20 protein-coding genes are annotated in these 19,678 nt (G+C 44.7%); 19 read left to right on the forward strand and 1 reads right to left on the reverse strand.

All coding sequences use genetic code 11. The annotated features are described in order from the left end of the window. The first annotated feature begins 668 nt into the window (after positions 1–668). The 4 genes from glmU (at position 669) to A0765_RS07165 (ending at position 3,708) form a co-directional block, all read left to right on the forward strand. The gene (gene glmU / locus A0765_RS07150; protein ID WP_062005624.1) at positions 669–2,048 is read left to right on the forward strand and encodes a bifunctional UDP-N-acetylglucosamine diphosphorylase/glucosamine-1-phosphate N-acetyltransferase GlmU; all 1,380 of its coding nucleotides are present in this window, start codon (positions 669–671) and stop codon (positions 2,046–2,048) included. A gap of 8 nt (positions 2,049–2,056) precedes the next feature. Beyond that, positions 2,057–2,608, forward strand: coding sequence for an NUDIX hydrolase (locus tag A0765_RS07155; protein ID WP_062005626.1), 552 nt, complete (start codon positions 2,057–2,059; stop codon positions 2,606–2,608). A gap of 12 nt (positions 2,609–2,620) precedes the next feature. Continuing rightward, on the forward strand, positions 2,621–2,932 hold the full coding sequence (gene macP, locus A0765_RS07160; RefSeq protein ID WP_045500835.1) for a cell wall synthase accessory phosphoprotein MacP: 312 nt from the start codon (positions 2,621–2,623) through the stop codon (positions 2,930–2,932). A gap of 83 nt (positions 2,933–3,015) precedes the next feature. Next, on the forward strand, positions 3,016–3,708 hold the full coding sequence (locus tag A0765_RS07165) for a 5'-methylthioadenosine/adenosylhomocysteine nucleosidase (RefSeq protein ID WP_062005629.1): 693 nt from the start codon (positions 3,016–3,018) through the stop codon (positions 3,706–3,708). Positions 3,709–3,760: 52 nt separating this feature from the next. Here A0765_RS07165 and A0765_RS07170 read toward each other — a convergent pair whose 3' ends face one another. Then, positions 3,761–4,648, reverse strand: coding sequence for a YitT family protein (locus A0765_RS07170; protein ID WP_062005631.1), 888 nt, complete (start codon positions 4,646–4,648; stop codon positions 3,761–3,763). A gap of 180 nt (positions 4,649–4,828) precedes the next feature. On the opposite strand from A0765_RS07170, the gene tmk reads away from it, so the two are divergent. The 15 genes from tmk (at position 4,829) to A0765_RS07245 (ending at position 19,617) form a co-directional block, all read left to right on the forward strand. Further along, on the forward strand, positions 4,829–5,467 hold the full coding sequence (gene tmk, locus A0765_RS07175) for a dTMP kinase (protein ID WP_062005633.1): 639 nt from the start codon (positions 4,829–4,831) through the stop codon (positions 5,465–5,467). Then, positions 5,464–6,366, forward strand: a complete 903-nt coding sequence (locus A0765_RS07180) for a DNA polymerase III subunit delta' (RefSeq protein WP_062005635.1) — start codon at positions 5,464–5,466, stop codon at positions 6,364–6,366. The genes tmk and A0765_RS07180 overlap by 4 nt, the downstream gene beginning before the upstream one ends. 9 nt (positions 6,367–6,375) lie before the next feature. Continuing rightward, positions 6,376–6,693 carry a DNA replication initiation control protein YabA gene (yabA, locus tag A0765_RS07185; protein WP_062005637.1) on the forward strand — a complete coding sequence of 106 codons (318 nt, stop codon included), beginning with the start codon at positions 6,376–6,378 and terminating at the stop codon, positions 6,691–6,693. A gap of 2 nt (positions 6,694–6,695) precedes the next feature. Further along, positions 6,696–7,562 carry a 16S rRNA (cytidine(1402)-2'-O)-methyltransferase gene (gene rsmI, locus A0765_RS07190; RefSeq protein ID WP_062005639.1) on the forward strand — a complete coding sequence of 289 codons (867 nt, stop codon included), beginning with the start codon at positions 6,696–6,698 and terminating at the stop codon, positions 7,560–7,562. Positions 7,563–7,701: 139 nt separating this feature from the next. After that, positions 7,702–8,793 carry a 3-phosphoserine/phosphohydroxythreonine transaminase gene (serC, locus tag A0765_RS07195; RefSeq protein WP_062005641.1) on the forward strand — a complete coding sequence of 364 codons (1,092 nt, stop codon included), beginning with the start codon at positions 7,702–7,704 and terminating at the stop codon, positions 8,791–8,793. Between the two features lie 12 nt (positions 8,794–8,805). Beyond that, entirely contained in the window at positions 8,806–9,981 is a 1,176-nt protein-coding gene (locus A0765_RS07200) for a 3-phosphoglycerate dehydrogenase family protein (RefSeq protein ID WP_062005643.1), read from the forward strand. A 136-nt stretch (positions 9,982–10,117) separates the two neighbouring features. After that, on the forward strand, positions 10,118–10,471 hold the full coding sequence (locus A0765_RS07205; RefSeq protein WP_062005644.1) for an arsenate reductase family protein: 354 nt from the start codon (positions 10,118–10,120) through the stop codon (positions 10,469–10,471). A 167-nt stretch (positions 10,472–10,638) separates the two neighbouring features. Continuing rightward, positions 10,639–11,574 (forward strand): peptide-methionine (R)-S-oxide reductase MsrB, encoded by a 936-nt coding sequence (msrB, locus tag A0765_RS07210; RefSeq protein WP_062005646.1) that lies wholly within the window; start codon positions 10,639–10,641, stop codon positions 11,572–11,574. Positions 11,575–11,738: 164 nt separating this feature from the next. After that, positions 11,739–11,981, forward strand: a complete 243-nt coding sequence (locus A0765_RS07215; protein ID WP_005592291.1) for a hypothetical protein — start codon at positions 11,739–11,741, stop codon at positions 11,979–11,981. A 196-nt stretch (positions 11,982–12,177) separates the two neighbouring features. Beyond that, on the forward strand, positions 12,178–14,154 hold the full coding sequence (tkt, locus tag A0765_RS07220) for a transketolase (RefSeq protein ID WP_062005649.1): 1,977 nt from the start codon (positions 12,178–12,180) through the stop codon (positions 14,152–14,154). A 118-nt stretch (positions 14,155–14,272) separates the two neighbouring features. After that, positions 14,273–14,608, forward strand: a complete 336-nt coding sequence (gene yajC, locus A0765_RS07225) for a preprotein translocase subunit YajC (RefSeq protein ID WP_005591861.1) — start codon at positions 14,273–14,275, stop codon at positions 14,606–14,608. A gap of 217 nt (positions 14,609–14,825) precedes the next feature. Beyond that, the gene (uppS, locus tag A0765_RS07230) at positions 14,826–15,575 is read left to right on the forward strand and encodes an undecaprenyl pyrophosphate synthase (protein ID WP_062005650.1); all 750 of its coding nucleotides are present in this window, start codon (positions 14,826–14,828) and stop codon (positions 15,573–15,575) included. A gap of 15 nt (positions 15,576–15,590) precedes the next feature. Continuing rightward, on the forward strand, positions 15,591–16,394 hold the full coding sequence (locus tag A0765_RS07235; protein ID WP_062005652.1) for a phosphatidate cytidylyltransferase: 804 nt from the start codon (positions 15,591–15,593) through the stop codon (positions 16,392–16,394). Between the two features lie 70 nt (positions 16,395–16,464). Further along, positions 16,465–17,721 carry an RIP metalloprotease RseP gene (gene rseP, locus A0765_RS07240; RefSeq protein WP_062005654.1) on the forward strand — a complete coding sequence of 419 codons (1,257 nt, stop codon included), beginning with the start codon at positions 16,465–16,467 and terminating at the stop codon, positions 17,719–17,721. Positions 17,722–17,766: 45 nt separating this feature from the next. Continuing rightward, positions 17,767–19,617 carry a proline--tRNA ligase gene (locus A0765_RS07245; protein WP_062005656.1) on the forward strand — a complete coding sequence of 617 codons (1,851 nt, stop codon included), beginning with the start codon at positions 17,767–17,769 and terminating at the stop codon, positions 19,615–19,617. Positions 19,618–19,678 lie beyond the last annotated feature (61 nt).

Below are 19,678 nucleotides of genomic sequence, written 5' to 3' on the forward strand. Positions count from 1 at the left end.
TTGGTCCCCTTTCTGTAGCCCTTTGGCACTAGTTAGGAGTTCTTCTCGTAACTTTGAGCTAATGATGATACTATCGTTATTATAGATCCTGTCAATCTGTTGGTAGTATTCATCTCTCTTCTTGCGATTTTTAGTAAAGATCATAACTAACATCTCCTTACAATTTTAAATATATAATTAGCCAGATAAAAACAAGAAAACTAGATAGTGGAGCTCACAATCCTTGGATCGTATCATTCCACAGTGGATCACATAATAATAGTATTGTCCTAGCAGATTTGAGAGTTTCCTGCACTTCATAAGGCAGGGGTGAACATTTGATTTTATGTCATTATAGCAAATATTTCATTACTTATCAATTTTAAATGTGTAATCGCCAACCAAATTTAGATAATAGAAGTAATAGACCTATAGTGTTTAAGGAGAATAAGCTGCCAGTCATTCGCTGCTATCAAAAGCTAGTATAAACGAAGGAAAAAACGTTTTTAGCCCCGCTAAAAGAGCTTTAAAGAATTGGTCTGGATGGAGTGGATTGCAAATTAAGCCGAGTGATTTAGTCCATGAACCTTTTTCTTTAAGTGCGATTCCCTGCTTCTGCAATTAGCATTTTAAAAAATTCTCTTTTAGTGGTATAATAAGGGTAATATCTTAGAGAAAAGAGTTCATTTATGACAAATTATGCCGTTATTTTGGCTGCGGGTAAGGGTACTCGCATGAAATCAGATTTACCAAAGGTCTTGCACAAGGTGGCAGGGATTTCCATGCTAGAGCATGTTTTCCGCAGTGTCAGTGCTATTGAGCCTGAGAAGACTGTCACTGTTATCGGGCACAAGGCGGAGCTGGTCGAGCAAGTCTTGGCAGGTCAGACAGAGTTTGTCCGTCAGACCGAGCAGCTGGGAACGGGCCACGCGGTCATTATGGCTGAGCCTGTTTTGGAAAATCTAACTGGTCAAACATTAGTTATTGCTGGCGACACTCCCCTGATTACGGGAGAAAGTCTGAAAAATCTGATTGACTTTCATATCAATCACAAGAATGTTGCGACAATCCTGACAGCAGAAGCGGACAATCCTTTTGGCTATGGCCGGATCGTGCGCAACCAGCATGGAGAAGTCATCAAAATTGTCGAGCAGAAGGATGCTTCTGACTTTGAGCAACAAATCAAGGAAATCAATACAGGGACTTATGTCTTTGATAATGCCCGTCTCTTTGAGGCACTCAAAAATATCAATACCAACAATGCTCAGGGTGAATACTATATCACAGATGTGATTGGCATTTTCCGTGAAAATGGTGAAAAAGTTGGTGCCTATACGCTGAAAGACTTTGACGAAAGTCTCGGTGTCAACGACCGCGTGGCTTTGGCGACAGCTGAAAGCATTATGCGTCGCCGAATTAATCAGCAGCATATGGTCAACGGTGTCAGCTTTGTCAATCCAGATGCGACCTATATCGATGTGGATGTGGAAATTGCGCCTGAGGTTCAAATCGAAGCCAATGTGACTCTGAAAGGTCACACCAAGATTGGGGCAGAGACGATTCTGACCAATGGGACTTATATTGTGGACTCTGTCATTGGAGAGCGAACTGTCATTACCAGCTCCATGATTGAAGAGTCTAGCTTGGCAGATGGAGTGACGGTTGGGCCTTACGCTCACATTCGTCCAGGTTCTAGTCTGGCTAAGGACGTCCATGTCGGAAACTTTGTTGAAGTTAAGGGGTCTTCTATCGGCGAAAATACCAAGGCTGGTCATTTGACCTACATTGGAAACTCTGAAGTTGGTGCTAATGTCAACTTTGGTGCGGGTACGATTACAGTCAATTATGATGGTCAGAAGAAGTACAAGACTATCATTGGAGATAATGTCTTTGTCGGTTCCAATTCGACTATTATTGCTCCAGTTGAGCTGGGTGACAACTCACTGGTCGGTGCGGGTTCTACGATTACGAAGGACGTACCAGCAGATGCCATCGCTCTGGGACGTGGCCGTCAGATTAACAAGGAAGATTATGCTAAGCGTCTTCCTCATCATCCTCAAAATAAGTAGGTTCAGTCATGGAATTTGAAGAAAAGACCGTCCAACGGACGGAAATTTATCAGGGGCCAATTTTTAAAGTGGTTCAGGATCAAGTAGAGTTGCCAGAGGGTAAAGGTCAAGCCCAACGGGATTTGATTTTTCATAATGGTGCGGTGGCTGTGATTGCTATCACTCCGGAAAATAAGATGATTTTAGTCAAGCAGTACCGCAAGGCGATTGAAGCGACTTCTTACGAGATTCCAGCTGGCAAGCTTGAGCTAGGAGAGAATGCAGATCCTCATGCAGCTGCCCTCCGAGAATTAGAAGAAGAGACCGGCTACACAGGACAGCTGGAGTTGGTCTATGATTTCTACTCTGCCATCGGTTTTTGCAATGAAAAAATCAAGCTCTACAGCGCCAGCCATTTAACAAAGGTCGAAAACCCTCGTCCTCAAGACGAGGATGAAACATTGGAACTTTTTGAAGTCAGTCTGGAGGAGGCACATCAGTTGCTGCAAAACGGTGACATCTGCGATGCCAAGACCATCATGGCCCTTCAGTACTGGGAACAAAAAAATCTGAATAAATAGGAACGTAGATCAATGGGAAAAGCTTTATTAACAGATGAAATCATTGAGCGGGCCAATCGTGGAGAACATATTGATGGTCCCTTGCTGATGGACGATGAAGAAACTAAGGTCATTTCTATTGCTAGAAAAGGAACTTTTGGTTATGCTGCTCCACGGCAAGCTGTCAATCAGGATACTCTGCAGATTGAAGTTGAACCGACAGTTATCAAAAGTCGTCGAATCGAAAATCAAAAACGAAGTATTTTTCAGGCTAAGTTAAACAAAATCCTGTTCTGGATTGTGCTTCTTTTGATTGGTTTAATTGCGGCCATTATTTGGCTATGATAAAGAAGGGGAGTGACGGAAACGAGAAAATGAAACTCTGCTTCCTCTCCCTCTTTTTAATGTAAAAAAGGAAAGAATAAATCATGAAAATCGGAATTATCGCGGCTATGCCTGAGGAATTGAAGCAGCTGGTGGAGCATCTGGAGATGGCTGAGAAACACCAGCGCCTAGGGCATGTCTACCATACTGGTCGGATTGGCCATCATGAGGTCGTCTTGGTGGAAAGTGGAATCGGCAAAGTCATGTCAGCCATGAGTGTGGCTGTGTTAACCAATGACTTTGAGGTGACGGCGGTCATCAATACGGGTTCCGCTGGAGCAGTAGCTTCGGGCTTAGAAATTGGAGATGTAGTGGTGGCAGATCGTTTGGTCTACCATGATGTGGATGTGACAGCTTTTGGCTATGACTATGGTCAAATGGCACGGCAACCCCTCTACTATGAAGCCAGTCGCTACTTGGTTGAGGAGATGAAAGCAGTGCTGGAAAAGACCCAGCAGACGAGCCAAGTCGGCTTGATTGCAACGGGAGATAGCTTTATCGCTGGGCAGGACAAGATTGACCAAATTAAGGAGCATTTTCCTGATGTTTTGGCAGTTGAGATGGAGGGAGCAGCCATTGCTCAAGCCGCTCATTCTCTTGGATTGCCTTTTATGGTCATTCGTGCGATGAGCGATACAGCCAGCCATGATGCCAATATCACTTTTGATGAATTTATCTTAGAAGCAGGGAAGCGCTCAGCTGAAACCCTCATTCAATTATTGAATACCTTAGAGTAAAAAAGACTTCAGAATGATTATTCATTCTGAAGTCTTTTTGTATATGATAAGTCTATTTGACGATAGGCTGTTTGTTAGAGTCTAAGGTAAAGCCTTCTCCTAAGATTTCATGGGCTTCTGTAATAGTTGTAAAGGCAAATGGATCGATGTCATTGATGAGTTTCTTCATTTGCTGCATTTCGTTACGAGAGACAACACAATAAACGATTTGCAAATCCCGCTTGCTATAGAAGCCCTGTCCTTGCAGATAGGTGACCCCTCTTCCAAGTTTTTCATTGATGGCTTCAGCTAGTTCTATTGGTTTGCTGGTGACAATCAGGAAGCCTTTGCCCGCGAAACCACCTTCAGCAATCAAGTCAATAACACGAGAGGTGATAAAGACAAACATGAGTGTATAAGAAACCATGCGCAGATCTTTAAAGACTAAAAGAACCAGAGAAATCACGATAAAGTCCACTGTCAGCATGAGGCGGCCCATGGAGATGCTGGTATATTTATTGAAGATACGAGCTACGATATCAGTACCACCAGTCGTTCCTCCAGCATTGAAAATGATGCCTAGACCAACCCCAAGAATAATTCCCGTTCCAAGGCAGGCCAGTAAGACGTCGCCATCTAAGGAAGAAAAGAAATAGTCTTGTAAATGTTTGGAGGTAGGTAGCAACTCGAATAGTTTCAGCCAAGCTGATACAGAGAAAGTCCCTAAAATACTAAGGTAAAGGGTGCGATTTCCCAGTAATTTCCAAGCGAGAATAAAGAGTGGAATATTGATGACCAAATTGGTGGTTGATACAGGAATCTTGAAGAGGTAGTAGACAATCAAGGTGATCCCCGTTGCTCCGCCTTCATACAAGTGAAAAGGAATCACCAAATAATGAATCCCAAAAGAAAAAATTCCAGCCCCCAGAATGATGGCCAGTATATTTTTAAATTTAAACATCAGACTCTCCTAAGAATTTTCTGACTCTATTTTATCAAAAGTTTTCATTTTTGAAAATAATATGAAATAGTTTTCGATAAATTCTTCTATGGGCTTTTGGGATAATTTTTGGTACAATAAAGCATAGACTAAAATAGGAATTTCTGTATCCATTGGCAGAATGAATGTAAAAGGAAAACGATGAAAAAAGGTATTTTTATATCGCTAGAAGGGCCAGAAGGTGCTGGGAAAACCAGTGTTTTAGAGGCTTTGCTTCCTCAGCTGAAAGAGATGGGCTGTGAGTTGCTGACGACGAGAGAGCCTGGCGGTGTGGCTATTTCTGAAAAAATCCGCGAGGTGATCCTAGATAAGAGCCATACACAAATGGACTCTAAGACGGAGTTGTTGCTTTATATTGCTAGCCGACGTCAGCATCTGGCGGAGAAGGTTCTGCCTGCTTTGGAGCAAGGGACATGGGTCTTGCAAGATCGGTTTATTGATAGCTCGGTGGCTTATCAAGGCTATGGACGGGGCTTGGCAGTTGACGATGTGGAATGGCTTAACCAGTTTGCGACTGATGGACTCAAGCCAGATTTGACCCTTTATTTCGATATTGATGTCAAGGAAGGTCTGGCTCGCATTGCTAGAGACCAAGAGCGCGAAGTCAATCGTTTGGATCTGGAAGGTCTCGACTTGCACGAGCGCGTGCGCCAAGGCTATCTGACTATTTTAGAAAAGGAACCAGAACGTTTCGTCAAGATAGATGCTAGTCAGACGCTGGAGCAAGTTGTGGCCGACAGTTTGGCAGTTATCAAAGAGCGTTTTATCAAAGAAAAATGACAGTAGAAGATTTACGTCAGGCCCAGCCTAATCTTACAGAAACTTTTCAGCAAATATTGGAAGCAGAGCGGCTCAATCATGCTTATTTATTTTCGGGGAATTTTTCTAGTTTTACCATGGCTTTGACCTTGTCTCAGAGTCTCTTTTGTGAAAATCGTCAGGGAGTTTGGCCCTGCGGTATTTGTCGGGCTTGTCGCTTGATTGAGAGTGAGGACTTTTCGGATGTGACGGTTGTCCGACCGGTGAATGGCATTATTAAAACCGAGCGCATTCGTGAGCTGGTGAGAAGTTTTTCCCAGAGCGGTATGGAGGGCAACAAACAGGTCTTTATCATCTGTGATGCAGATAAGATGCATGTCAATGCTGCTAATTCCCTCCTCAAGGTCATCGAAGAGCCCCAGAGTGAGATTTACATCTTTCTTTTGACGGCCGATGAGCATCTGATCCTGCCCACCATCAAGAGCCGAGCGCAGATTTTCCACTTTCGGAAGAATCAGGCCACTCTCCAGCACCAGCTGGAAGAGTCTGGCTTGATCAAAAGTCAGGCTGAGTTACTGGCTACATATAGCCAGACCCAGGAAGAGGCTGACCAGCTGGTGTCCAACAAGCCTTTCTTTGAGCTGGTCAGTGAGAGTCAGCGATTTGTCAAAGCTGCCCTGACCAATGAGAATCAGGCTTATCTCCAAGTGGCTAAGCTGGCTAAACTAGCTGAGGACAAGGATAAACAGGAGCAGGTCTTTAAAATCTTGGAAGTCTTGCTGGCCAAGGAACTTGGAAGCGAGGCAGGTCGCACGAAACTGGAAGATCTCTTAGAAGCAAAGAAGATGTGGCGAGCCAATGTGTCTTTTCAAAATGCTCTGGAATACATGATTTTAAAAGCCAGTGCCCAAGCAAGATAGGAGCAGACAATGAATAAAAAAGAACTATTTGATGCCTTGGATGATTTTTCTCAGACGCTTTTAGTGACCCTTGCCGAGGTAGAGGCCATCAAGAAAAATCTTAAGAGTGTCGTCGAGGAAAATATCGTCCTCCAGCTAGAAAATGCCAAGCTGAGAGAGCGACTAGGTGAGGTAGAGCAAGCAGCACCGGTTAAAATCAATAAAAATCGGGACAATCTTCGCAAACTGTACTACGATGGTTTTCATGTGTGCACAGATTTCTATGGTCAACGCCGAGAAAATGATGCGGAGTGCATGTTCTGCGACGAGTTGTTATTCAGGGAGTAGAAATGCAGATTCAAAAGAGTTTTAAGGGACAGTCGCCCTACGGTAAGCTGTATTTGGTGGCGACTCCCATTGGAAATATGGACGACATGAGCATTCGCATGGTCAATACCCTCAAGGAAGTGGATGTCATTGCAGCTGAAGATACTAGAAATACGGGCCTTCTGCTCAAACACTTTGGGATTGAGACGCGGCAAATCAGCTTTCATGAGCACAATGCTCAAGAAAAGATACCGATCTTGCTGGACTTGCTCAAGTCAGGTCAAAATCTAGCCCAGGTATCCGATGCTGGCTTGCCTAGTATTTCGGATCCAGGTCATGATTTGGTCAAGGCGGCTATTTCTGAAGACATTGCTGTGGTGACGGTTCCGGGGCCCAGTGCTGGGATTTCCGCTCTGATTGCCAGTGGTTTAGCGCCTCAGCCTCATGTTTTTTATGGTTTCTTGCCTCGTAAGTCTGGACAGCAGAAGGAATTTTTCGAGAGTAAAAAGTCTTATCCAGAGACACAGATCTTTTACGAATCTCCTCATAGGGTCAAGGCTACGCTGGAAAATATGCTAGAAGTTTACGGCGACCGCTCGGTGGTCTTGGTTCGGGAATTAACCAAAATCTATGAAGAATACCAACGAGGAAGGATTTCTGAGTTGATAGACTATCTGGCGGAGAATTCTCTTAAGGGCGAGTGCCTCCTGATTGTGGCTGGTGCAAGTCTAGAGAAGGAAGACAAAGCGGATGCGGATCTCTTGGCTGAAATTGACAGCTTGGTCCAATCCGGCAGCAAGAAAAATCAGGCCATCAAAGAAGTAGCCAAAAAATACGGGCGTAATAAAAGCCAACTCTATGCCCTTTATCATGAAGAAGACAGGAACTAGTCCTATTCGACTAGTTTTTTTGTGCAAAATCCTCCTTTTGTTCGGGAATTTCCCCAAAAGATAAATATCTTTGAAAGAATTATAGAAATTTTCTGAACATTGTGATATGATAGACAAAATACATTTTTGGAGGTAGGATATGACCATTTACAATTTTTCTGCTGGACCGGCAGTATTGCCCAAGGAAGTCTTGAAAAAAGCTCAGGCTGAGTTTTTAGACTATGCCCAAAGCGGCATGAGCGTGATGGAGCTATCCCACCGATCCAAAGAATTCGACGATATTATCAAAGAAGCTGAGAGCTTGCTGCGTGAGCTCATGGCTATTCCAGACAATTACCGCGTCCTCTTCCTGCAGGGGGGAGCTTCTACTCAGTTTTCTATGATTCCGCTCAATCTAGCCAAGGGCGGCAAGGCCTATTACCTAGTGGCTGGTTCTTGGGGCAAGAAAGCCTACACAGAAGCAGTCAAGCTGGCTAAGACCGTGCCTTTTGAGCCTATTCTCTTGGCTTCGTCAGAGGATTTAAATTACACAGAAATTCCTTCTTTTGATGAAAAGGAGATTGATCCGCAGGCGGCTTATGTGCACCTGACAACCAATAATACTATCGAGGGAACTGCTATCTACGACCTGCCAGCGACCAATAGCGTGCCGATTGTGGCGGATATGTCTTCTAATATCCTGGCTGCTCAGTACCGAGTAGAGGATTTCGGATTGATTTATGCTGGGGCTCAGAAGAATATCGGACCTGCCGGCGTGACAGTGGTAATCATTCGTGAGGATTTGCTCAATGATGAGCCAGTTCTGTCTAGCATGCTGGACTACCGCATTCAGGCGGACAATGACTCTCTCTACAATACACCACCGACTTTCGCCATCTATATGGCCAAGCTGGTCTTTGACTGGGTCAAGGAGCTGGGTGGCGTAGCAGAAATGGAAAAGCGCAATCGTGAAAAATCTGGCCTTTTGTACGACTTCATTGAGCAGTCTGACTTTTACCGCAGTCCAGTCCGTTACAAGGAGCAACGCTCAGTCGCCAATATTCCCTTTGTGTCTCCTAGCCCAGAGCTGGACGCCAAATTTAACAAAGAGGCTGCAGCAGCGGGATTCAAGAATATCAAGGGGCACCGCAGCGTAGGCGGCATGAGAGCTAGTCTCTACAATGCTTTTCCGCTTCAAGGTGTCAAGGACTTGATTGCCTTTATGCAGAAATTTGAAGAAGAAAATTCTTAAGAGAGGGAAATTATGGTCTTTAGTGTCAAAACCTTTAACAATATCAATCAAATCGGGCTTAAGGAGCTGGGCAATGCTTTTCAGATTGACGGAGATAAGTCGGACAATCCAGATGCTTATATCCTGCGCAGTCAAAACCTGCATGGACAGGAATTTCCAAGCAAGCTCAAAGCCATCGCGCGGGCAGGCGCAGGAACCAATAATATTCCTGTTGACCAGGCAACAGCGCAGGGAATTGTGGTCTTTAACACACCAGGAGCTAATGCCAATGCGGTGAAAGAAGCGGTCTTGGCTTCCATTCTCCTGTCTGCCCGTGACTATATCGCTGCTAACAGCTGGGCTAATGGCCTTTCTGGTGATGATGTTCCCAAGCAAGTGGAAGCTGGTAAGAAGCAGTTTGCTGGGACAGAGATTGCAGAGAAGACTTTGGGAGTCATTGGGTTAGGAGCTATCGGTGGCCGTATTGCTAACGATGCCTATCGTCTGGGAATGAATGTCCTTGGCTATGATCCTTATGTATCCATTGAAACAGCTTGGAATATCTCTAGTCATGTCAAGCGGGTAGCAGACATTAAGGAAATCTTTGAAAAGAGCGACTATATAACTATCCATGTGCCCCTGACTGATGATACACGCGCTACTTTTGATCAGGCTGCTTTTGGTCTCATGCAAAAGGGAACAACCCTCATCAACTTTGCTCGTGGCGAGCTGGTGGACAACGCTGCCCTCTTTGAAGCCTTGGAAGCAGGTGTTATCAAGCGCTATATCACAGACTTTGGTGTAGATGAGCTGCTCCGTCATCCGCAGATTACAGTCTTTCCGCATCTGGGCGGCTCAACAGAGGAAGCTGAGCTCAACTGTGCTATTATGGCTGGGAAAACTATCCGACGCTTCATGGAAACGGGCGAGATTATCAACTCAGTGAATTTCCCTAATGTCCGTCAGGCTCTCTCAGCGCCTTATCGGATTACCCTGATTAACAAAAATGTACCGAATATTGTAGCTCGGATTTCAACAGCGGTCAGTGATTTGAATATCAATATTGACAATATTATCAATCGTTCCAAGGGTGATTTTGCCTATACTTTGCTGGATCTGGATGAGTCGGATGAAAGCAAGATTCAGGACTTGGTTGATAAATTTGAGAATAGCGACAATATTGTGCGCGTGCGTTTAATTAAAAAATAACCGAGAAATAGACGGTGTTTCTTTATGGAATGTATCTGTGCCTGCCGATAAGCCTTTCGCTTGTCGGCTTTTTCTAATGAGTCTCGGCTTGACAAGAAGGAACCAGCTGGGCTATTATAGGGACGGAGGAAAAACCATGTTACAATTTATCGAATACCCAAAATGCTCTACCTGCCGCAAGGCCAAGGCTGAGCTCAATCAATTAGGAGTGGACTTTGAAGCGGTGGATATTGTCAAGGAAACGCCTAGCCAAGAGCAACTTTTGAAATGGATGACTCATTCTGATTTGGAGATTAAGTCTTTCTTTAATACTAGTGGTATCAAGTACCGAGAATTGGGGCTCAAGGATAAGGTGCCTCAGTTTTCTGCTGAGGAGGCAGCCGCACTTTTGGCGACAGACGGCATGCTGATTAAGCGACCGCTGCTAGTCCAAGATGGTCGGATTGTGCAAGTCGGCTACCGAACAGAATACAAGGAATTAAACCTTTAATCAAAGATGGGAAATTTCCTGTCTTTTTATATTTTTCTGAAACAATTGAATTTGGCTAATCCATAGAGGCGCAGTATTTGATATGATTTCTAAGAAAGTTCCAATCAAAATCCTATAAAAGTTCTTCTTTTTATGAGAAAATAGAGGAAAAGATTGGAGGGATGTTTATGGCAGAAATTTATCTAGCGGGCGGTTGTTTCTGGGGCTTGGAGGAATATTTTTCTCGGATTGAAGGGGTTGAGGAGACGACAGTAGGCTATGCCAATGGACAAGTAGAGTCCACCAACTACCAGCTCATTCACCAGACCGACCATGCGGAGACGGTGCAGTTGATTTATAATGAGGATAAAATCAGCCTGCGGGAAATTTTGCTCTACTATTTCCGAGTCATTGACCCCTTATCCATCAACAAACAGGGTAATGATATTGGCCGTCAGTATCGGACAGGTGTTTACTATGTCCGTGAGGAAGATCGCGCCACTATCGAGCAGGTTTTTGCTGAGCAGGAGGAGCAATTAGGACAAAAGTTGGCTGTAGAGCTAGAGCCCTTGCGCCATTATATCTTGGCCGAGGATTATCATCAGGACTATCTCAAGAAAAATCCGACGGGTTATTGCCATATCAATGTCAAGGATGCTGAGCAGCCCTTGGTAGATGCGGGCCATTATCCTAAGCCTAGCCAGCAGCAACTCAAAGCAGTGCTAAGTGAGGAGCAGTATCAGGTGACCCAGCAGAGCGCAACGGAGCGCCCCTTCCATAATGCTTATAATAGCACTTTTGAGGCGGGGATTTATGTGGATGTGACGACGGGGGAGCCACTCTTTTTTGCGGCTGACAAGTTTGAGTCTGGCTGCGGCTGGCCTAGCTTTGCTCGTCCTATCGCTCGTGAGGTTATCAAGTATTATCAAGATTTAAGCCATGGCATGGAGCGAATCGAAGTGCGGAGTCGCTCAGGAAATGCCCATTTGGGTCACGTCTTTACCGACGGTCCGCAGGAGTTAGGTGGCCTGCGCTATTGCATCAACTCAGCAGCTCTGCGCTTCATTCCTAGAGAGCAAATCGAAGAGGAAGGCTACGGCTACCTGCTATCCTATATGGACTAATACTCACTTTTGTCGCTTGTCAACCTTTTCAAAATCTAGCTAAACTAGACAGAAATAATCAGCCAATTTCCTCTTTTTTAACGCTCCAAGCATTTATATATGTAAATACCATAGAAAAGTGTATAATGGTTAGGAAAAGATAAATGTTATGGAAGGAATGCAAAATGGAGAAATTGGATATTACTACAATGTCTGATTATAAAAAGGTAGAAGCTGTTATTCAATTACTAATCGATGGAGTTTTGACCAGCTATCGTGTGGCGACAGATGCCAACATCAGCAAAATGAGTATCTTGACACTGGTCAAAGGTAGCAGCAAGATTAAGAATATTACTTATCAAACGGCTATTGCTCTGATTAATTGGTATGAAGAAAATCATGAAAAATACGGTATTACTATTCAATAAGTAGCCGATTTTACAGGGATATATATAACTGGAATTCTATGAGTGCTTGCTTGTGGGATTCTTTTACTGAAGGAAAGAATGACCTTTCTATTATTGCAGGAAAAGCAAAAATTTCATATAATGGAAATAAGAAAAATGAGCGTAGGAATGTCTGCTGGTTGTAGCAGCCCGCTAAATTTTTTATAAGGAGAATTCAATGTCACAATTATCTGTTAATGCCATTCGCTTTTTAGGAATTGACGCGATTGAAAAGTCTAAGTCAGGTCACCCCGGCGTCGTTATGGGCGCTGCGCCAATGGCTTACGACCTGTTTACCAAACAATTGCGTATCAATCCAGAAGAGCCAAATTGGATTAACCGCGATCGCTTCGTTCTGTCTGCAGGACACGGCTCTATGCTGCTTTATGCCTTGCTCCACCTGTCTGGCTTTAAAGATGTCAGCATGGAGGAAATCAAAAACTTCCGCCAATGGGGCTCTAAGACACCAGGTCACCCAGAGTTTGGTCATACTGCTGGAGTTGATGCGACGACTGGACCATTGGGACAAGGGATTTCTACAGCGACTGGATTTGCTCAGGCAGAGCGTTTCTTGGCTGCTAAGTACAACCGTGATGGCTATCCTATTTTCGACCATTACACTTACGTAATTTGTGGTGATGGCGATTTGATGGAGGGAGTTTCAGCTGAGGCGGCTTCTTACGCTGGCCTGCAAAAGCTGGACAAGCTGGTTGTTCTCTATGATTCAAATGATATCAACCTAGATGGAGAGACTAAGGATTCCTTTACAGAAGATGTTCGTGCCCGCTATGAAGCCTACGGCTGGCATACTGCTTTAGTCGAAGAGGGAACAGACCTTGCAGCGATTGATGCAGCTATCAATGCGGCTAAAGCTTCTGGCAAGCCATCTTTGATTGAAGTCAAGACGGTTATCGGCTACGGTTCTCCAAACAAGCAAGGAACCAATGCAGTTCACGGTGCGCCTCTGGGAGCAGAAGAAGCGGCAGCTACTCGTAAAGCCTTGGGTTGGGACTATGCGCCATTTGAGATTCCTGAGGAAGTCTATGCAGATTACCGTACAAATGTAGCAGAGCGCGGTGCAGCAGCTTATGATGAATGGAAGCAGCTAGTAGAGGACTACAAGCAAGCCTATCCAGAATTGGCGTCAGAAGTAGCGGCTATTATCGCTGGTCAGGATCCAGTAGAAATCAAACCAGAAGATTTCCCAGTGCTTGAAAATGGCTTCTCTCAAGCGACCCGTAATTCTAGTCAGGATGCCCTCAATGCAGCAGCTAAGGTGCTTCCAACTTTCCTCGGCGGTTCTGCTGACTTGGCTCATTCTAATATGACCTACATCAAGGAAGACGGCCTGCAGGATGATGCCCACCGTCTCAACCGCAATATCCAATTTGGTGTGCGCGAGTTTGCTATGGGAACGATTCTCAACGGTATGGCGCTTCATGGTGGACTTCGCGTTTACGGTGGTACCTTCTTTGTCTTCTCAGACTATGTTAAGGCAGCTGTCCGTTTGTCTGCTTTGCAAGGCTTGCCAGTGACTTATGTCTTCACTCACGATTCTATTGCAGTTGGTGAAGATGGACCGACTCACGAGCCAATTGAGCATTTGGCTGGTCTGCGTGCCATTCCAAACTTGACTGTTCTTCGCCCAGCAGATGCGCGTGAAACTCAGGCAGCTTGGTACTTGGCCCTTAAGAGTCAATCCACTCCGACTGCTCTGGTCTTGACCCGTCAAAATCTGACAGTTGAAGAAGGCACAGACTTTGACAAGGTAGCTAAAGGAGCTTATGTGGTTTACGAAACAGGAGCAGATTTCGATACTATCTTGTTGGCTTCTGGTTCTGAGGTTAATTTGGCTGTTGCAGCTGCTAAAGCACTTGCAGCAGATGGCGCTAAAATTCGCGTGGTCAGCGTGCCATCAACAGAGCTTTTTGACGCTCAAGATGTAGCCTACAAAGAAGAAATTCTGCCAAATGCAGTTCGTCGCCGTGTAGCGATTGAGATGGCAGCTAGCCAGCCTTGGCACAAGTATGTCGGTCTGGACGGCGCAGTTATCGGAATCGACCAGTTCGGTGCATCTGCCCCAGCAGGCAAGGTTCTGGAAGAATACGGCTTTACAGTTGAACACGTAGCAGAAGTTGTTAAAAATCTTAAATAAAAAGACATAAAATCAGGGTGCTAGGCATCCTGATTTTTTGGAAATTATTTTCCTACCTTGTCAAACGGGCCAAAATCTGCTATAGTAATTAGTAGATGAATTCCAAAGGAGAAGAGAAATGAATCCAACAATGATGATTATTTTTTTTGTTGTACTAGTAGGAATGATGTATTTCCAAGTACGGACACAGAAAAAGCAAGCTGAAAAACGGATGGAAAGCCTTAATAAACTGCAAAAAGGCTATGAAGTCATTACTATTGGTGGTCTTTACGGAACTGTTGATGAAGTTGATTCAGAGCGTAAGACAGTTGTCTTGGATGTAGACGGTGTTTTCTTGACATTTGAATTAGCAGCCATTAAGACTGTTTTGCCATTGACAGAAGGTATTCCAGCTGCTGCGGGAGTGGAAGGCGATATCGCTGTGTCTGATGAAGATACTGCCATTGAAGAATAGGATACAGGACAGTCGAGAGGCTGTCTTTTTTATTCTAAGGACATATTGTAAACCCATCTTTTACAATATTATAGTTGTGCGATACAAGCGAAACCTGCCTGCATACACTACCAGCTATTCATCATCAGCTCTGATAGACGAAAAATCAGCTCTCCTGCCCACATTTAAAGGATTTATGATATAATGAAATGATAAAACTTTAAATAGGATAAAAAATATGTTTAGTTTTAAGAAAAAAGAAAAGTTCGATGAGGCCTTGCTTGTTCCCAAGCATATAGGAATTATCATGGATGGCAATGGTCGTTGGGCTAAAAAACGTATGCAGCCACGCGTCTTTGGACATAAGGCAGGTATGGAAGCCTTGCAAGAAGTGACGATTGCAGCTAAGGAGATGGGTGTGCAGGTCTTGACAGTCTATGCCTTTTCAACGGAAAACTGGGCGCGGCCAGAAAAAGAAGTGTCCTTCATTATGAATTTACCGGTTGAGTTTTATGACCGCTATGTGCCAGAATTGCACAGAAACAATGTGAAAATTCAAATGTTTGGCGACACGAAGCGACTTCCTAAAGCTACTTTTGAGGCCTTGGAGAAGGCTGAAGATCTGACTCGCTTGAATACAGGGCTGATTTTGAACTTTGCCCTAAACTATGGCGGACGAGCTGAAATCAATCAAGCGGTTCAGAAGCTTGCCCAAGATGTTTTAGAAGCGAAAGTCCAACCAGCGGATATTACAGAGGAAATGCTTGGAGCTTATCTCTACACCAGCAGTCTGCCTGCAAGTTTACGGGATCCTGACTTGGTCATTCGTACGAGTGGCGAGCTGCGCCTTAGCAATTTCCTGCCTTGGCAGACAGCATATAGCGAGTTGTATTTTACAGATATTCTTTGGCCGGATTTCGATGAGAAGGCTTTGAAGGATGCGATTGTAGAATATAATCGTCGCAATCGACGCTTCGGCGGTGTATAAAGGAAGGAGAAAAAGATGAGTTTAGATTTACAAAGACGTCTTCTTTTTGGAGGAATTGCTCTAGCTATTTTTATTCCTTTAGTGAAGATGGGAGGGCTTCCCTTCCAGATCAGCGTTGGCCTTCTAGCCATGCTGGCAGTGCATGAATTGCTTAAGATGAAGGGGCTTCCGACAGCGACCTTAGAGGGTGGCTTGGCTATGCTGGCAGCTTTTGTCTTAACCCTGCCACTTGAGAACTACCTGAAATTTTTACCTGTGGACGGCAATGTGATGGCTTATGGCTTGGTCGTTTTCGTCTTGCTAGGAGCGACTGTTTTAGGTTCCTCTTATAGTTTTGAAGATGCGGCTTATCCGATTGCTTCTAGTTTTTATGTTGGTCTAGGTTTTAATGCTTTGATCGATGCCCGTTTGGTGAATGTAGACAAGGTTTTGCTGGCCCTCTTTATCGTCTGGGCCACAGACAGTGGAGCCTATCTGGCCGGTACTCGTTACGGGCGGAGAAAATTATTACCTAAGGTATCGCCAAATAAAACGATTGAAGGCAGTATTGGAGGAATTCTGTCAGCGGTGCTGGTTTCGGCGATTTTTATGTTCATTCGTCCCCAAGTTGCCACTCCGTATAGCTTTGTGACCATGCTGCTCTTGACAGTTGTCTTTAGTATTGCTGGCCAATTCGGTGACTTGGTAGAGAGCGCCATCAAGCGTCACTTTGGTGTCAAAGACTCAGGGAAGTTTATTCCTGGTCACGGCGGCGTTTTGGATCGCTTTGATAGCTTGCTTTTTGTCTTTCCACTGATGCACCTCTTTGGCCTGTTCTAAGGAGTTTGGTGGCCAAGCAGCCGAAAGCCTTCTTGGCTTAATGAACAATCTTAAGAGAAAGATTACACTTATGCAGATTATTACATTTATTATTATTTTTGGGATCATCGTGGTGGTTCATGAGTTTGGACATTTCTACTTTGCCAAAAAATCAGGCATTCTAGTTCGTGAGTTTGCCATTGGGATGGGCCCGAAAATCTTTGCTCATATTGGCAAGGATGGAACAGCCTACACGATTCGGATTCTGCCGCTAGGAGGCTATGTCCGCATGGCTGGATGGGGCGAGGATTCGACAGAAATCAAAACAGGTACGCCAGCAAGTCTAACTCTGAATGAAGAGGGAAAAGTCGTACGCATCAATCTGTCTGGTAAGAAAATCGATCAGACGGCTCTGCCTATGAATGTGACCAGTTTTGATTTTGAAGAAAAACTGGAGATTACAGGGCTGGTCTTAGATGAAAGCAAGACTTATTCTGTCGATCACGATGCGACTATTGTTGAGGAAGACGGAACGGAAGTTCGGATTGCTCCGCTGGATGTCCAGTATCAAAATGCGACTATCTGGGGACGTCTCATCACCAATTTTGCAGGTCCCATGAATAATTTCATTTTGAGTATTCTAGTTTTCATGTTCTTGGCCTTTCTGCAAGGCGGCGTCCAAGATGAAAACAGCAATCATTTTCAGGTGCTGGAAGGTGGCGCCGTTGCCAAGGCAGGGGTGAAAAGCGATGACCAGATTCTGAAAGTCAACAATTATGAGATTGCAAACTCGGATGACCTAACAAAAGCAGTGTCAGCAGCGACGAAAGATAAGGCAGATGCACCAAAATTGACCATCACTTATAAGAGCGAGGGTCAGACTCGCAAGGTGGACATTGAACCCCAAAAAGAGGGGGATCGCTATCTATTGGGCGTTTCGCCTGCTATCAAGACTGGTTTTTGGGACAAGGTGATCGGAGGCTTTACCGCTACGTGGACGACCACAGGTCGGATTTTGACAGCCTTGAAAGATTTGATTTTGAACTTTAATTTAAATAAGTTAGGCGGTCCAGTTGCTATTTATAATGTCAGCAGTCAAGCGGCTCAGCAAGGTTTGCCGGCTATTCTGAGTCTTTTAGCCATGCTATCCCTTAATATCGGGATCTTTAATCTAATTCCGATTCCGGCCTTGGACGGTGGAAAAATTGTCCTCAATATCCTTGAGGCTATCCGTCGCAAACCCTTGAAACGGGAAACAGAAAGCTATGTTACCCTTGCAGGGGTGGCTTTCATGGTTGTTCTCATGATCGCTGTGACTTGGAATGATATTATGAAATTGTTCTTCTAACATTTTAAAAGACTGAAAAATATTCTATGAAGGAGTTTTGTTTTTATGAAACAAAGTAAAATGCTAATCCCAACGCTGCGCGAAATGCCAAGCGATGCTCAGGTTATCAGCCATGCCCTTATGTTGCGGGCTGGCTATGTTCGCCAAGTTTCTGCGGGAGTATATTCTTATCTGCCACTGGCTAACCGTGTCATTGAAAAAGCTAAAAAAATCATGCGGGAAGAATTCGATAAGATTGGTGCGGTTGAAATGCTGGCGCCTGCCCTGCTCAGTGCGGATCTCTGGCGCGAGTCAGGTCGTTACGAGACCTACGGTGAAGACCTCTATAAATTGAAAAACCGTGAAAAGTCAGACTTTATCCTAGGTCCGACACACGAAGAGACCTTCACTTCCATTGTCCGTGACTCTGTTAAATCTTACAAGCAATTGCCGCTTAATCTCTATCAAATCCAGCCTAAGTACCGCGACGAAAAGCGTCCACGTAATGGACTTCTTCGTACCCGTGAATTTATCATGAAAGACGGTTATAGTTTCCATGCCAACTATGATAGTTTGGATGTAACTTATGATGAATACAAATCTGCTTATGAGAAAATCTTCACTCGCAGTGAGCTAGATTTCAAAGCCATTATCGGTGACGGTGGTGCCATGGGTGGTAAGGACAGTCAGGAATTTATGGCGATCACACCTACTCGTACAGACCTTGACCGTTGGGTCGTTTTGGACAAGTCAGTTGCTTCATTTGAAGAAATTCCTGCAGAAGTACAAGAAGAAATCAAGGCAGAATTGCTCAAATGGATGGTTTCTGGGGAAGATACCATTGCCTACTCAAGTGAGTCTAGCTATGCAGCCAACTTAGAAATGGCAACCAATGCTTACAAACCAAACAAAAAAGTAGTGACTGAAGCAGAGTTGGTGCGTGTAGAAACTCCTGACTGCAAGACCATTGATGAGGTAGCAGCTTTCCTACAAATTGATACAGAAGAAACAATCAAGACCTTGGTTTACATGGCTGATGAAAAGCCTGTCGTAGCCCTCCTTGTCGGCAATGACCAACTCAACGAAGTCAAGCTGAAAAACCATTTGGGTGCAGATTTCTTTGAAGTCGCTAGTGAAGAGGAAGTTCGTCAGCTCTTGGGCGCAGGTTTTGGCTCACTAGGTCCAGTCAATCTGTCAGAGGATGTGACCATTATTGCGGATCGTAGAGTTCAAGACCTTTCTAACGCCGTGGCAGGAGCTAACGAAGATGGCTACCACCTGACTGGTGTTAATCCAGGCCGTGACTTTAGCCCAGAGTATGTGGATATCCGCGAAGTTCGTGAAGGTGAAGTGTCTCCGGATGGCCAAGGTATCCTCAAGTTTGCTCGTGGGATTGAGATTGGGCATATCTTTAAATTGGGAACACGCTATTCTGACAGCATGAATGCCAATGTCTTGGACGAAAATGGCCGTGCCGTACCGATGATTATGGGCTGCTACGGTATCGGTGTCAGCCGTCTTCTTTCAGCCGTTATGGAGCAACACGCTCGCCTCTTTGTCAATAAAACTCCTAAGGGTGAATTCCGCTATGCTTGGGGTATCAACTTCCCGAAAGAGCTGGCACCATTTGACGTTCACCTGATTCCAGTCAATGTCAAGGACGAGGAAGCTCTTGCTCTCACTGATCAAATCGAGGCTAACTTGCTAAGTGCTGGTTATGAGGTCTTGGTGGATGATCGCAATGAGCGCGCGGGTGTTAAGTTCAGCGACAGCGATTTGATTGGTCTCCCAATCCGCGTGACAGTTGGTAAAAAAGCCGCAGAAGGCATTGTCGAAGTCAAGATTAAGGCTACGGGCGATACCATTGAAGTCCACGCTGATAATCTGCTCGAAACTCTGTCTATTTTGACAAAATAAAACAAGAGTTTAGGACAAAAGTCCTAGCCTCTCAATTGTCTTTGGATTGTCGAGCAAGACG

Origin of the sequence: Streptococcus cristatus, from assembly GCF_001588905.1 — a bacterium.
GTDB classification, from domain to species: domain Bacteria; phylum Bacillota; class Bacilli; order Lactobacillales; family Streptococcaceae; genus Streptococcus; species Streptococcus cristatus_N.